The following is a 14,049-nucleotide window of genomic DNA, read 5'->3' as shown; positions in this document are numbered from 1 at the left end:
GCTCTGGCGGTCGGGATTCACAAGTAGCTCCTCTCCTCGGCCGTCCCCTCGGGGAGCGACGCGGTCGGTTCTTCCAGGGCGAGCTGCGCGCCTCGCCAGCGCTGCCGCAATCTGCGGTCGTGGCTGACGACGACCAGCGCGCCGTCGTAGGCGTCCAGCGCCGCTTCCAACTCCTCGACCAGCGCTGGTGAGAGGTGATTGGTCGGCTCGTCCAGCAGCAGGACGTCGACCGGTTCGGTCACCAGCCGGGCCAGGGCCAGGCGTTGCCGCTGGCCCGTGGAGAGCCGGGCGGCGGGCACTGCCGGCCGCTCGACGTCGAACAGGCCCAGCGTGAGCAGCCGTCGGGCGTGCTCCTCCAACGATCCGGGACGGCCCTGGGCGTACGCCTCCAACAGCGTCTGCCCGGTGTCGGCGGGGAGCTCCGGGTCCTGGGGGAGGTAGCCGATGCGGCCCCTGCGGGAGACGCGACCGGTGTCGGGCGCCAGCTCTCCGGCCAGGACGCTCAGCAGGGTGCTCTTGCCGGCCCCGTTGGGCCCCGTCACCAGCAGCCGTTCACCGGCGGCGAGGGTCAGACCCGTAGGGGCCAATCTGCCTCGGACACCGGCCTCCTCGGCGTCCAGCACCGTGCCGCGCAGTCCGGCGCCGCGCAGGGCCTGGGCGGTGAAGCGCAGTGGTACCGGCGGGGGTGGCACGGGGTCCGCCAGCAGTCGGCGCAGCCGCTCCTCGGCGTTGCGGACCCGGCTGGCGAGGGACTGCTGGACGCGCCCGGCGGCCCGGTCGTACGCCATCTTGTTGCCGTCCTTCATCGCCCGGCCTGGGGCCACTCGGCGGGCTGTGGTGGCCGCGGTCTCGCGCAGCCGTTCCGTCTCGGCCCGCCAGCGCTCGTGCGCTTCCGCCCAGCGCCGCCGGGCGGCGGCCTTCTCGGCGAGATAGCCCGCGTATCCGTTGCCGTAGCGGACGACTTGGCGGCGGTCGGCGTCGACTTCCAGCAGCGTCGTCGCGACGCGCTCGAGGAAGGTGCGGTCGTGGGAGACGGCGATCGTGGTGCCGCGCCGGGCCCGCAGATGCTCCTCCAGCCAGCGCAGCGCGGCGTCGTCCAGATGGTTCGTCGGCTCGTCGAGCAACAGCACCTCGGGGCCGGCAGCGAGCAGGGCGGCCAGCCGGAGCCGTACCCGTTCGCCGCCGGAGAGGCCACCCACCGTGCGGGCGCGGGGCAGCAGGCCCAGTCCGAGCCCGTGCAGGGCGCGTTCGACGCGGGCCTCGGCCTCGTAGCCCCCGCGCAGCTCGAAGACGGTCAGCAGCTCCCCGTACTGCCCGAGAGCCGATTCGTCGCCCTTCGACATCGCCGCTTCCAGCGTGCGCAGGCGCTGTTCCATGGCGCGCAGCTCGCTCATCGCGCGGTCGACGACCTGCTGCACGGTCAGCTCCGGGGGCAGCACCTCTTCCTGGGCGAGGTAGCCGACGCCGCCCTCGGCATGCAGGACGATCTCTCCCCCGTCCGGCTTCTCCTCCCCCGCGAACAGGCGGAGCAGGGTCGTCTTGCCGGAACCGTTCTCTCCGACGATCCCCGCGCGCTCACCCGCCGAGAGCGCGCAGCTCACCCCGTCCAGGACAGTCCGGCCGTCGTACGACTTCGTGACGGCCGAGGCCGTGATCTGAGTAGGCATCCGTGCTCTCCAAAGCGATCAAGGGTGAGACGTCCAGGGGGGACAGGACCGGGTGAACGCTCTGGTTGAGCATCGGCAACTCCTCTTCCGTGTCGCCGCATGTGTGATGCGCGACGGATACGACCGGGCACGCGACCGGCGAGACTTTACAGCGACGCCTGTCGCGTTAAGATAGTGACACGTCGTCCCCACCACGGCAAGTGGGAATCCCGAGCGGGGCGAGCGAGGACGGGAACGAGCAGGGCGGCGAGGACGAGCAGGACGGCAAGGACGGGAAGCGAGATGGTCGTGACGTGACAGCGGGACTGACAGCGGGAAAGCCCGGAGAAGGCAACGACAACGCGGCCGACGAGGCCGCCGCCGACGCTGCGGAGCCGCCGACCCCCGGCTCGCGGCGGCCCGGCGGGCGTACGGCGCGCGTCCGCGAGAAGGTGCTGGGAGCCGTCGGCCCGCTGCTGGTGGAGCAGGGGTTCGACGGCCTGACCGTCGACGCCGTCGCCGCGCGCTCGGGCGTGCACCGCGCGACGGTCTACCGCCGCTGGCGCGATGTGGGCGGACTGCTCGCCGACGTGCTCGACGCGGCGGGGGACGACGGCTGGCGCCCGGCCGACACCGGCTCTCTGGAGGGTGACCTGCGGGCGCTGAACGAGGAGGTGCAGGAGGCGCTGACGGAGGAGCCGTCAGTCGCACTGGCCCTGATCGCCGCCTCCTTCCGCTCGGAGGAGGCGGCGCGGGCGCTGAGACGGTTCTGGGAGGAGCGGTACGCACGCTGCGAGGTGGTGGTGGACCGCGCGGTGGCGCGCGGGGAGCTGAGTCCGCCGGTCGACGCGCGGAAGCTGGTGGTGAGTTCGACGGCCCCCGTCTATCACCAGCGGGTGCTGCTGCACGCCGAACCGGACCCGGAGCTGCCGGCGGAGGCGGCCCACGCGGCTGCGCTCGCCGCGCGGGCCGGGGCGTTCGCCGGCGCCTCCGCGGGAGGTCACGCCAGTTCGTAGATCCGTCCCGTATGGCTGCCTTCGACGGAGCGGACGTACGCCTGGGCGACGTCCGCAAGGTCCACTGGCAGGACGCCGGGGAAGAAGTCGCCGTAGTCCGGGACGCTTTCGGTGAAGATCGTGGGGCTGACGGCGTTGACGCGCTGCGGAGCGATCTCGACGGCCGCGGCGCGTACGAAGGCTTCCACGGCGCCGTTGGCCATCGAGGCGGCGCTGCCTGCGGGGATGGGCTCGCGGGTCAGCACACCGGTGATCAGTGTGAACGAGCCTCGTTCGGCGATCCGCGGGATGCCCTGCCGGACCAGTTCGAGCTGGCTGAGCACCTTGCCGTGGAAGGCTGCGGTGTAGTCGGCGGCCGACATCTGGACCACCGGCTTGTACGGCACATCGCCGGCCGCGCTGACGACGGCGTCCAGCGGCCCGCCCGCCGCGCGCGCCGCCGCATCCGCCGCTTCGTACAGGCCGGTGACCTGTTCGGGGTCGGCGATGTCGTAGCGCAGGTCGCCGCCGGTGCGGCCGACGGTGAGCAGCTTGTGGCCGCGCTCGGCCAGCGCGGAACGCACGGCGGCGCCGAGCCTGCCCGTCGCGCCGATCAGAAGAATGTTCATGCCGAGGACGCTAGGTCCCGTTCTCAGCGCAGTAAAATGCCGATTGTGCAGGACTTATGCTCGGTGATTATGAATGTGGAGCTGCGTCATCTGCGGGCGCTGGCCGCCATCGGCGACGAGGGCACCATCACGGGCGCTGCCCACGCCCTGCACATCAGCCAGCCCGCGCTCTCCCGCACCCTCGACCAGTTGGAGGCCAGGCTGGGGACCCGGCTCGTCGAGCGGACCACCCGTCGGCTGGAGCTGACCGAGCCGGGACGGCGGCTGTGGGAGCGCGCGCACCGGATGCTGCGGGAGCTGGACGACGCGCTGGCGGAGGTCGTGACGGGCCCGCGCCCGCTGCGGATCGGCTTCCCCTGGGGAGCGCTCGGCCGCCACACCGTGCCGCTCCTGCGCTCATGGCGTACGGAACACCCGGGCACGCCCCTGGGTGTGCGCCGGTGCGACGACCCGGAGGCCGAGCTGCGGCGGGGCGAGATCGATGCGGCCTTCCTGCGGACGCGCCCCGCACCCGGCGCGGGGCTGCAAGCGCTCGCCCTCTACCAGGAGTCCCGGGTCGCGGCCGTCCCCGACGGTGATCCGCTCGCCGAGCGCGGCACGGTGCGGCTGGCCGATCTGGCGCCGCGTCCGGTCGCGATCTGCGCCACCGCCGCCACCACCAGCGCCGAACTGTGGCCCGAGGAGGCACGGCCCGACACCTTCGAGGTGGCCAACGTGGACGAATGGCTCACCACCATCGCCACGGGGGACTCCGTCGGGGTGACCGCCGAGAGCACCCTCCACAGCTATCCGCACCCCGGCGTTCGCTATCTCCCGCTCGCCGACGCGGACCCGATCACCGTCAGCCTGGTGTGGCCGCACACCCCGACCCACCCGGCCACCCGCGCCCTCTGCGACCACGCCGCCCGGCTGCTGCGCGGGGGCGCCCCGCGCGGGCAGTCCGGACAGCGCGGGCCGCGCGAACCGCGGCGGCCTTGACCACGGGATGAGCAGCCTTCGGTGATGCGGGTCAGCCAACAGCAGCGCCGGCAGCCACCACGTCGGCGACGGCCAGCAACTGCGCGTCGGCGTATGCCGTGTCCTGGTTGCTCTCCAGTACGCGTCCGGTGTCGGAGTGGGCGGCATAGCGGATGTTCAGGGGGACGTCGGGGGCTTTGGAGGTATGAGATATGGGGTCCACGTCCTTCCGTGACAGGTGGTCGACGAGGAGGGTGGCCAGGTCCCGGCGCGCCGCGAGTTCCGCCTCGGTCTCCGCCCAGTACGCCCGCACTTCCCGCGCGGCAGCCGAGCCCGCCGCGGCGGAGTCCGCCGCCGCGGAGCCCGTTGCCGTCGCATCCGCTGCCGCCGCTGCCTCCGCGTCCCCTGTCGTCGCCAGGTCGCATACGAGTTCCGCTCGGCAGCCGGCCGGCCGCCGAGCGGGGTGCCGCAGCACCGGATGTGCCGTCCCTCGCGGGCCTTGGCCGTCCGGCCCGTCCCGTCCGGCCCGTCCCTGCAGTACGCGCCGCATCCGGGCGGCCGGTCAGTGCCGCCCAAGCACCTCCGCGACCCGCATGAAACCGTCCGCCCCGTGCCCCAGTCCGATGGTGCGGCGGGCCCAGCCCTCGACGGCGCGCATGACTGCCGCGTCGATGCCGTGCTCCTCGGAGGTGTGCACGATGTGCGCCATGGAAGAGGCCCCCGAGGTGAGCGGGTTCCCCTCCCCCGAGAACGTGCCGTTGTCCATGTCGCTCGCCAACTCCTCGAAGAGCGGCGGAAGGATCGCGCCGATCCCCTTGGCGAACGGCGCCAGCTCCCGCGCGCTGATGCCCTCCGCGCGGGCGACCGCGAGGGCGTGCGCGTAGCCCGCCATCGCGGTCCAGAAGATGTCGAGCAGGGCGATGTCGTGGGCCGCCGCGCGACTGATCTCCGTACCGAGGTGGGTGTGGGTGCCGCCCAGCGCCTCCAGTACGGGCAGGTGCTGCTCGTACAGCTCGCGCGGTCCGCTGTGCAGGAAGACGGCGTCGGGGGTGCCGATGGTGGTGGTCGGCGTCATGATCGCGCCGTCCAGGTAGTGGATGCCGTGCCGGTCCGCCCAGTCGCCCGTGTCCCGGGCACGGCCTGGGGTGTCGGCGGTCAGATTCACGACCGTACGGCCCTTGAGCGCGTCGGTGACGGCATCGCGCCGCAGCACGGCGTCGGCCGCGTCGTAGTTGACCACGCAGACGACGGTCAGCTGGGCCGCCGCGACCGCCTCCTCGGCCGACGCCGCGCTCGATGCGCCCCGTTCGACCAGCTCCTTGTCCTTGCCGGGGGTCCGGTTCCAGACGGTGGTCCGTACCCCCGCGTCCAGGAACGCACCGGCCAGTGCCTGCCCCATCGGCCCCAGCCCGAGCACCGTGACGGCGGACCGGCCGTCGGAAGACGGACGGCCGGTGGATTGTTCGTCGGATGGGGACGTGGAGGAAGAGGCGGAGGAAGACGTGGACGAAGACATGGCTCAACTCCCTTGTAAATAGGATGAATAGCAGCAAGAAGTAACTGTTGATGACAAAGGGGGCGACGATGACGCGCAGCCGTGCTCAGGACCCGAACGTGTGCGGGGTGACCGCCGCGATCTCCGTGATCGACGGCAAGTGGAAGACCGCCCTGCTCTGGCAGTTGGAGTCAGGCCCACGCCGCCCCGGTGAGCTCCGCAGAAACCTGCCGGGGCTCACCGAGAAGGTGCTGACTCAGGCACTCCGCGAGATGGAGACGGACGGCCTCGTGCACCGCGAGGTGTACGACGTGCTGCCGTTGAAGACCGAGTACTCGCTGACCCCGTTCGGCCGCGACCTCGCCGAGGCGCTCGGGCCGCTGTCCGACTGGGGCCACCGCCGACTGGAGATGCTCACCAGGGCGCTGGAGCCGCAGACGCCGGTCTCCTGACATCGAGCCACCCGAAGCCCCTCTCGCCGGTTGTCCGTCGTTCATACCGGCCGGTCGGTCGCCCGACCGGCCACCACCAGACTCGCCCGGCCGCCTGCCGCTGCCAAGTACCCACAAAAAAGTGGCTGCCGCCCAAAGCGGCACGCTGTGAAGCCGAGGGCGAGGGGGCGCAGGCAGCTTGACCTTCACGCCGGCATCTCGTTGTCCACCGGCGTTCGGAACTCGGCGTTCAATCCGGGCATCGCCGCGGCCGTCCGGCTGAAAAGCCCGGCCGTGGTGGTCCGGCTCATTCACTCGCTGCCGGTATCAGGGAAATATTCCAGTAATCGGCGTAACGGCCACCGCGGCGCAGAAGTTCGTCGTGGCTGCCCTCCTCCACGATCCGGCCGCCGTCCAGAAAGGCGATGCGATCGGCGCGTTGGACGGTTCGCAGCCGATGCGCGACCATCACCACCGTCCGGCCCGCCATCAGGCGTTCGATGCCCTCGTGGACCGCCGCCTCGTTCACCGGGTCCAGCGCGGAGGTCACCTCGTCCAACAGCACGACGGGCGCATTCTTCAGCAGCGCCCGCGCGATCGAGACACGCTGGCGCTCACCGCCCGACAGCAGTGCGCCGCCCTCGCCGACATGCATCGCCCACCCGCCGGGCAGCCGCTCGATCACCTCGTCCAACCGCGCCACGGTCGCTGCCGCCCGCACCTCGGCTTCGTCGGCATCGGGGCGCCCGAGACGCACGTTTTCCTCGATCGTGCCATCGAAGAGATGGACATCCTGGAAGACGATGGAGATATGCGCCATCAGCTCCTCGGTGTTGATGGCGCGTACGTCCACGCCTCCGACGCGCACCGCGCCCGCGTCCACGTCGTAGAACCGTGCGAGCAGCTGCAGCAGTGTGCTCTTGCCCGCGCCCGACGGGCCGACAACGGCAAGCCGCCGTCCCTCAGGCACGGACAACGACACGTTGTCGATCACCGTACGGTCGCCATGCTGGAAGGAGACGGACTCGAACTCCAGGTCATGGCTTGTCGGCTGGACGGGTTCGGGAGCTTCCGGCAGCGGTTCGGTGCGCAATACCGTGTCGAGTCTCGCCAGCACGGAACGTGCGCCGCGGAGTTTGCCACCGATATCCGACAGCGAAAGCAGCGGATCCGCACAGCGGGCGGCCAGCACCAGAATCGTCAAAGTCTCTGCCACCCCGATATTCCCGCCGAGCGCGAGGTAGGCACCCAGGACCAGCAGCGCGGTGAACATCGCCTGCACCGTGACCGTCAAGCCCAGTACGCCGGGCAGCGCCGACAGCGTGGAACGGCGGGACGCGCGCTGGACCTCCCGCAACGAGTCGTCGAGCAACCGGAAACGTTCGACGGTCCGGCCGCCGGCTCGCAGTACCGGCTGGGCCTGGAGATATTCGATGACCCGCCCGGTGGCCTCATGGTCGCGTTCTTGGCGCTCCGCGTCGTCGGCAGCCATCGAGCGTCCCGTCCAGATCTGGATCGCCGCCACGGCCGGTACGGCAGCCAACGCGGCCAGCCCCATGTGCCAGTTGAAGGCAAGCATCACGGCAACGATCGTCAGCGGCGTCACACAGGCGGAGATGAACGGTGCCAGCAGATGCGCGATCACGCTCATCGCCTGCAGGACGCCGCGACTGGCCAGGACGGACACCTCCCCGACGCGGCCGGCCCCGTACCAGCCGATGGGCAAGCGGGCCAGATGATCGCCGAGACGGTGGTACGTACCACGCAACAGCGCGGCCCCGACGCGGAAACCGGACAGATCGCTGATGTAGCGGAGCGCCGCGTAACCCGCGACCGCGGATCCGAACGCGAGCAGCCAGGGCCAGGCATCCGAGGGCGTGCCCCCGAACAGCGCCCGCAGTACGGGAACCAGCAGTGCGTAGGACAGCCCCTCGGCCATCGCGGTCGTCGTCATCAGGGCCACGGTGCGGCGCATCGGCCGGGCGTACTCGCGCCCCAGCACGCGCAGCAGGGTTTGAATCATCGCGGCTGGTCTCCTTGCAGCACGCCGGCGTGGGGCTTCACAAAGATGTGATCACTGAGTTCGTGCGGGAACGTCGCCTGCTCGTCGCCGGTCACGCGCACGCCGCCCTCGGTGGCCATGACCGTGACCTTGTGAGCGGGTCGCATCCCGACGCGTTTCAGGCGCAGCAGGACCGAGGGATGGTTCTGGAGTTGTTCGCTGATCCGGACGACCATCACCGTGCTCTCTGCGGCGGTGGCCGCATCCGTCATGGTGAGGACGGGCTCAAAGACGGCGTCGCTCTCGTCCCGAGTGGGAATGGGGCTGCCGTGCGGACAAGTGGCGGGGTGGCCGAGGATCTCCGTCAACCGGGTCTCCACCGCGTCGGACATGACGTGCTGCCATCGGGATGCCTCGACATGAACGTCCTCCCATTGAAGACCGATCACGTCCGCCAGAAGGCACTCGGCCAGGCGGTGTTTCCGCATCACCCGCACGGCCCGCCGACGGCCCGGCCCCGTCATCACCAGCCGCCGGTCGTCGGCCACCCGCACCAGGCCATCGCGCTGCATCCGGGCCACCGTCTGTGAGACGGTCGGCCCGCTCTGCTGAAGTCTCTCGGCGATCCGCGCCCGAAGTGGGACGACGCCCTCTTCCTCCAGCTCGAACATGGTGCGGAGATACATCTCTCTCGGATCGACCAAGCCATGCGTTCTCACGGTCGTTCTTCCTTCCTCGCACGCTTCTTCGCACCCCCGCCTGTCGGCATCGCCCGGACCTCTTCGGCCGACCGGTCGGTATCGATCTCCTCGGTGCTCACCGATTCGGTGCTCACCGACCGGTGGGATTGCCAGAACGCGGCGAACTTTCCGTTCTGTTTCAGCAGCTCGGCGGGGCTGCCGCGCTCGACGATCGACCCGTTCTCCAGCATCACGACGGTGTCGGCGTCGGCGACCGTCTCAAGGCGATGGGCGATGACCAGAACGGTCCGCTCGCCCTCCGGCGTCACCAGGGCCCGGCGTACTGCCTGTTCGGTCTGCGGGTCGGCGAAGGCGGTCGCCTCGTCGAGCACCAGAACGGGCGCGGCGGTGAGCAGTGCGCGTGCGATCGAGATCCGCTGTGCCTCGCCGCCCGACAGTCCGGCGTCCTCACCGATCACCGACTCGTATCCGCGCGGCAGTTCGCAAATTCGGTCATGAATGTTTGCCAGCCGGGCGGCGCAAACCACGTCGTCGAGGTCGGCATGCGGTACGGCCAGCGCAATGTTGTCCGCGATCGAAGCGCGCAGCAGGCGAACGTCCTGGAAGACGAAGGAGACCTTCCGGTAGAGCTCCCGGCTGCCGAGTTCGCGCAGATCGACACCGCCCAGGGAGACCGAACCGTGGGTCGGGTCGAAGAATCGCGGCAACAGCTGAACGAGCGTCGACTTTCCGCTGCCCGACGGCCCGACGATCGCGGTGACCGTCCCCGGTTCGAGCACCAGGTCGATCCCTCGCAGCACCTCGCGGTCGGCTTCGTATCCGAACCGGACGTCACGCAGTTCCACGCGGTGCCCCTGTGGTGCGACAGGGTGCGCGGGCTCCGGCAGCGACTGCACCGCCAGTACGTCCCGGATCCGGCCGACCGCACGCCGGGCGGCCTGCATGTCGTCGAAGCCGTGGCCGAGGGCTGCCACCGGAGCGGTCAGGCCCAGCCCGAGCAGCAGGAAGGGCAGCAGGTCGGCCGGGGGCATGTCCTCGCTCGTGATCAGAGCCGCGCCGCCGATCAGCACGACCAGCAGCACGAATGGCGGCGACAGCACCATCTGCATCCCCGCGGCGATCCCGGAGACACCGCGCACCCACCGGTAGAAGGTGTCGACGAAATTGTCTGCGGCCGTGCGGAATTCACGATGGGCGCGCCCGGATCCGCCGAACGCCTTGACCACCGAGATGCCCTGCACGAATTCGACGACGGAGTTGGAGATCCGCCCCATGCCCTCGTCGAATTCCCTCTGCTCGCGCTGCCGGGCCGGGGTCATCATCAACGGGACCAGCGCGATTGCCAGCACCACCGGTATCAGCGTGATCAGGGTGAGCCGCCAGTCGACGGTGAACAAATAGATCAGCGACACCAGTGGCACCACGAATGCGGAGACGAGTTCGCCGGGGGTGTGGGCGATGAACGGGTGCACCGCACTGACGTCCTCCCCCACCACCTTTGCCAGCTCACCGGTCCGGCGCCGGGAGAACCAGCCGATCGGTACGCGCCCCAGCCGCGCGGCCAGCGCTCGGCGAAGAGACAACTGCACCTGGCTGTCGAGAATGTGCCCGATACCGGACGAAGCGGCCGTGAACAGCAGCCGTACGAGCAAGCCGGCCGCCCCCGCGATCACCACGGTCCGGACATGGCCGTGATCGGCCGGCCCGGACGACAACAGCGCACGGCCCAACTCGACGACCGCCAGCAGCGGCGCCAGGCCCGCGACAGCGCCGATGACCTGCAGGACGACAACGGCCGCGAAACCCCAGAAATACGGACGCAGCAGCCGTGCCATGCTCTGTCGCGGCGCGGAATCGGCATCCGGTGGTGGTGTGGACTCTTCCCTCGCCCGGGAAAGGCCGGTGGCGGTCATCGCTCTCCCGTCTTCGTCGATTTCGTCATGAACAGGCCCTCGGGGTCGAGCCGGTGTCCCCTGGCCCGGCGTCATCTGCCCGTGTGCGGCGCGTGCGCTGCGGCGAAGGCCAGCAGCAGTCCGGCGGTCCGGGGCGGTTCCTCGAGCAGGGGTGAGTGCCCGACGCCGGGGAGCATTTCGACCGTCGCGCCGGGGACGATGCGGTAGTCGGCCGCGGAGGAGGATCGCCACCGTCGGTCCTGGCCCCCGAAGATGACCAGCAGCGGCTTGCCGAGAGTGGCCAGTCGATCGGGCAGTGGGCGCTGCTGGAGATAGCGGCGGGCCGCATGGGATGCCGCCGTGAACGCGCGGTAGGTCATTCCGCGTACGTCGTCGACGATCGCCTGCGGGATGTCGATGTCACGGGTGACGGCGGTGGCCGCCGCCCTGCGGATCATCGAGTCGGTGCGCAGCCCCCACAGCAGTTGGCCGATGACGGGCAGGGAGATGAGCCGGTCGACGGGCCCTTGCGGAATGTACGCGTCGAGACGGGGCCCGGAGTTGATGAGGGCGAGCGCGGTCACCAGGTCCGGCCGTCGCTCGGTGAGCGCGGTGGCGACCGAGCCGCCGGTGGAGTGGCCGACCACGACGGCGTGCCGGACACCAAGCCGGTCCAGTGCCTCGCCGACCCGGCGTCCCTGTTCGGCGATCCGGTAGCCGGCGCCGCCGGCCGGCTTGGCCGACCGGCCGTGCCCGAGCAGATCGATCCGGATCACTCGATGGCTCTTGGCCAGCATCGGGACCAGCAGGTCCCAACTCCTGCCCGACGCGGCGAACCCGTGGATCAGGACGAGTGCCGGGGCGTCGGCCGGGCCGTCCTGTACGACGTGGATCCCCCCGTCGTCACCGCACAGGGTCGGGTTCCCCGTGTCCGGCGCTTCCTTGGGTCCTGGACCGGGAAGAGTCCGCAGTTTCTTGGCCATGGGGCCCACCCTGACCGGCCCGGCCGGGGCGTGTATTGGACGAATGTCAGGGGCTGCCCGCGTCTCACACCGCTCCGCCGGGGAGGCGAGGCTCGTAGCATGAGGTCATGCGGTCCGCCGGGTACAAGCGTGCTGTATTCGATGTCGTGCCACCGTCGCGGCCCAGCCGGTTGACGGGCGTCAGCATGGCCGGGTTCCAGCATCACGGTCCCGAGCCGATCGAGATGCGGGCGATCCCGCATCCGTCCGTAACCCTGGCTCTCGTCCCCGGGCCCGGCACGCTCCTTGTCGACGACGCGACCGGCAGCCGACGGGGAAGCCTCCTCGCCGGGCTGGCGTTCAGCGATATGCAGGTGCATGGCCGGGACGTCGAAGCCGTGCAGGTACGCCTGTCCCCGATCGTCGCGTACGCCGTGCTGGGCGTCTCCCCCGCAGACCTGGCGGGCGCCGTAGTGGCGCTCGACGATGTGTGGGGCCGGGAGGCCGCTCGGGTCCAGGAGCAATTGAGCCGGGCCCGCTCCTGGCAGGACCGGTTCACGCTGACGGACGAGCTGCTCGCCCGCCGATGCGAGGCGGGACGATCCGTGCACCCCGAACTGGCCTGGGCGTGGGACCGGATCGTCCTCAGCTGTGGCCGGATCCGGGTCGAGTCCCTGGCGGCCGAGATCGGCTGGAGCCGCCAGCGCCTGTGGTCCCGGTTCCGGTCGCACATCGGCCTCACCCCCCGTAGTGCGGCGAAGCTGGTCCGCTTCCACCATGCGGTCCACCGGCTGGCCGGAGGCCAGAGCCCAGCCCGCGCCGCAGCCGAATCCGGCTACTACGACCAGTCCCACCTCCACCGGCACGTCCAGGACTTCGCCGGAGTCACGCCGGCCACCGTTGCCGACGAGCCCTTTCTGGCGGTGGACGACATCGCATGGCCCGGCCACGCCCCACCCGTCACGAACCCCGCCCGCCGGTAGAGCCCCGTGCCTTGGCGGCACCGCAGGCTCCGCCGGCCGGTGGGCTCGGTCTTCACCACTACCGAGCGGCACACTTGCAAGCAGCTTGCTTGCAATAGTTAGCAATCGGGTGCACTCTTGAGGCATGGCCTCGCTCAATGTCGGGAACCTCGGCGAGTTCCTGCGGGAACAACGGCGGACCGCGAAGCTGTCGTTGCGGCAGCTCGCGGAGGCCGCCGGCGTCTCGAACCCGTATCTGAGCCAGATCGAGCGCGGCCTGCGCAAGCCGAGCGCGGAGATTCTGCAACAGCTGGCCAAAGCGCTGCGGATCTCGGCGGAGACGCTCTATGTGCAGGCCGGGATTCTCGACGAGCGGGACCGGCAGGACCTGCTGCAGGTCCCCGCCGCGATCCTCGCGGACTCCTCGATCAACGAGCAGCAGAAGCAGGCGCTGCTCCAGATCTACGAGTCGTTCCGCAAGGAGAACGCACAGCAGCGGGCGACCGCCCATGACGCGGCGGACCCGTCCGCCGAGGGGCCTCGGCAGCCGGAGTAAGCACAACAAGCGGAGCAAGGACACCAAAGGGCCGCGACGGTGCGGGCCACCGGCACCGGGCGTCGCACACCGCGCGACGGACGGCCCTGTCAGGCGAGTTGAGCCACGAAAGGCGTACCCTCATGCCCATCGCGAACGACCTGCGCAAGACCCTCACCGACCCGACGCCCCTCTACTTCGCGGCGGGCGTCGTCGACAAGATCCGCGAAGAGGCGCCGCAGGCCCTCGCGGCGGTCCGGGAGACGGACCCCAAGGAGGTCCAGGCGAAGCTCACCCAGCAGGCCAAGGAGACCCAGGCCAAGGTGACCGAGACCCTCAGCGGACTGGACACCGACCTCAAGAAGCTCCGTGAGCAGGCCCAGCACCTCGCGCTGCAGAGTGTGGGCGTCGCGGCGGAGTACGCGATCAAGGCCCGGGAGACCTACGAGGAGCTGTCGGTGCGCGGCCGCGTGGCGGTCAAGAACTGGCGCGGCGAGGGCGACGACGAGACCCCCGAGGTGATCGTCGAGCGCGAGCCCGTCCAGTCGGTGAAGATCGCCGAGCCGCCGGTCGAGGAGACCTCCGACGCCGACACCGGCGCGGACCGCAAGGCCGCCGGCAGCGGCACGGCCGGCAAGAGCGCCACCACCGGCAAGACCGCGGGCAGCACCAAGAGCACCAGCGGTAACGGCACCAAGGCCACCACCGCCAAGAAGACGGGCACCAGCACCCGTAAGACGACCGGCAGCACCACGCCCTCCGCCCGGAAGTCGGCTCCCAAGACCGAGTCCTGAGCCGCATGGGACGGCGGGGGAAGAGCACGGAACGGGCCGGGCACCCAT

General features: G+C 70.6%; 13 protein-coding genes and 1 pseudogene. 6 read left to right on the top strand and 8 right to left on the bottom strand.

Going from position 1 to position 14,049, the window contains the following annotated elements; all coding sequences use genetic code 11:
* Positions 1–17: 17 nt before the first annotated feature.
* The gene (gene abc-f / locus ACTWQF_RS34725) at positions 18–1,667 is read right to left on the bottom strand and encodes a ribosomal protection-like ABC-F family protein (protein WP_443283746.1); all 1,650 of its coding nucleotides are present in this window, start codon (positions 1,665–1,667) and stop codon (positions 18–20) included.
* A 305-nt stretch (positions 1,668–1,972) separates the two neighbouring features.
* Between abc-f and ACTWQF_RS34720 the strand changes: the two genes are divergently transcribed.
* Positions 1,973–2,662, top strand: coding sequence for a TetR/AcrR family transcriptional regulator (locus ACTWQF_RS34720; protein WP_443283760.1), 690 nt, complete (start codon positions 1,973–1,975; stop codon positions 2,660–2,662).
* Here the strand turns inward: ACTWQF_RS34720 and ACTWQF_RS34715 are convergent.
* On the bottom strand, positions 2,647–3,270 hold the full coding sequence (locus tag ACTWQF_RS34715; RefSeq protein WP_443283745.1) for a short chain dehydrogenase: 624 nt from the start codon (positions 3,268–3,270) through the stop codon (positions 2,647–2,649). The two genes, ACTWQF_RS34720 and ACTWQF_RS34715, sit on opposite strands and share 16 nt — an antisense overlap.
* Positions 3,271–3,339: 69 nt before the next feature.
* Here ACTWQF_RS34715 and ACTWQF_RS34710 point away from each other — a divergent pair, with 69 nt between their 5' ends.
* Positions 3,340–4,248 carry a LysR family transcriptional regulator gene (locus tag ACTWQF_RS34710; protein ID WP_443283744.1) on the top strand — a complete coding sequence of 303 codons (909 nt, stop codon included), beginning with the start codon at positions 3,340–3,342 and terminating at the stop codon, positions 4,246–4,248.
* Positions 4,249–4,309: 61 nt separating this feature from the next.
* Here the strand turns inward: ACTWQF_RS34710 and ACTWQF_RS34705 are convergent.
* Positions 4,310–4,555: pseudogene (locus ACTWQF_RS34705) on the bottom strand (hypothetical protein); the annotation flags it as partial.
* A gap of 234 nt (positions 4,556–4,789) precedes the next feature.
* Positions 4,790–5,743 (bottom strand): NAD(P)-dependent oxidoreductase, encoded by a 954-nt coding sequence (locus ACTWQF_RS34700; protein ID WP_443283743.1) that lies wholly within the window; start codon positions 5,741–5,743, stop codon positions 4,790–4,792.
* Between the two features lie 68 nt (positions 5,744–5,811).
* Here ACTWQF_RS34700 and ACTWQF_RS34695 point away from each other — a divergent pair, with 68 nt between their 5' ends.
* Positions 5,812–6,174, top strand: a complete 363-nt coding sequence (locus tag ACTWQF_RS34695; RefSeq protein ID WP_443283742.1) for a winged helix-turn-helix transcriptional regulator — start codon at positions 5,812–5,814, stop codon at positions 6,172–6,174.
* Positions 6,175–6,460: 286 nt separating this feature from the next.
* On the opposite strand, the gene ACTWQF_RS34690 is transcribed toward ACTWQF_RS34695, so the two are convergent.
* From ACTWQF_RS34690 to ACTWQF_RS34675, 4 genes are all read right to left on the bottom strand, one after another.
* Complete coding sequence (locus tag ACTWQF_RS34690) at positions 6,461–8,176, bottom strand: ABC transporter ATP-binding protein (protein WP_443283741.1); 1,716 nt, start codon at positions 8,174–8,176, stop codon at positions 6,461–6,463.
* Positions 8,173–8,874, bottom strand: coding sequence for a metal-dependent transcriptional regulator (locus ACTWQF_RS34685; protein WP_443283740.1), 702 nt, complete (start codon positions 8,872–8,874; stop codon positions 8,173–8,175). The genes ACTWQF_RS34690 and ACTWQF_RS34685 overlap by 4 nt, the downstream gene beginning before the upstream one ends.
* Positions 8,871–10,769 carry an ABC transporter ATP-binding protein gene (locus ACTWQF_RS34680; protein ID WP_443283739.1) on the bottom strand — a complete coding sequence of 633 codons (1,899 nt, stop codon included), beginning with the start codon at positions 10,767–10,769 and terminating at the stop codon, positions 8,871–8,873. Before ACTWQF_RS34680 ends, ACTWQF_RS34685 begins: the two co-directional genes overlap by 4 nt.
* 71 nt (positions 10,770–10,840) lie before the next feature.
* The gene (locus tag ACTWQF_RS34675) at positions 10,841–11,731 is read right to left on the bottom strand and encodes an alpha/beta fold hydrolase (protein WP_443283738.1); all 891 of its coding nucleotides are present in this window, start codon (positions 11,729–11,731) and stop codon (positions 10,841–10,843) included.
* A 107-nt stretch (positions 11,732–11,838) separates the two neighbouring features.
* Between ACTWQF_RS34675 and ACTWQF_RS34670 the strand changes: the two genes are divergently transcribed.
* The 3 genes from ACTWQF_RS34670 (at position 11,839) to ACTWQF_RS34660 (ending at position 14,001) form a co-directional block, all read left to right on the top strand.
* A complete protein-coding gene (locus tag ACTWQF_RS34670) occupies positions 11,839–12,693 on the top strand; it encodes a helix-turn-helix domain-containing protein (protein WP_443283737.1) in 855 nt (284 codons plus the stop codon).
* 124 nt (positions 12,694–12,817) lie between these two features.
* Positions 12,818–13,228, top strand: a complete 411-nt coding sequence (locus ACTWQF_RS34665) for a helix-turn-helix domain-containing protein (protein WP_443283736.1) — start codon at positions 12,818–12,820, stop codon at positions 13,226–13,228.
* Between the two features lie 122 nt (positions 13,229–13,350).
* Complete coding sequence (locus ACTWQF_RS34660) at positions 13,351–14,001, top strand: hypothetical protein (protein WP_443283735.1); 651 nt, start codon at positions 13,351–13,353, stop codon at positions 13,999–14,001.
* Positions 14,002–14,049: the final 48 nt, after the last annotated feature.

Source organism: Streptomyces sp. 8N114, assembly GCF_052245835.1.
Lineage (GTDB): Bacteria > Actinomycetota > Actinomycetes > Streptomycetales > Streptomycetaceae > Streptomyces.
Note: the sequence above shows the minus strand (reverse complement) of the source record. Positions and strands in the feature narration are given on the sequence as shown.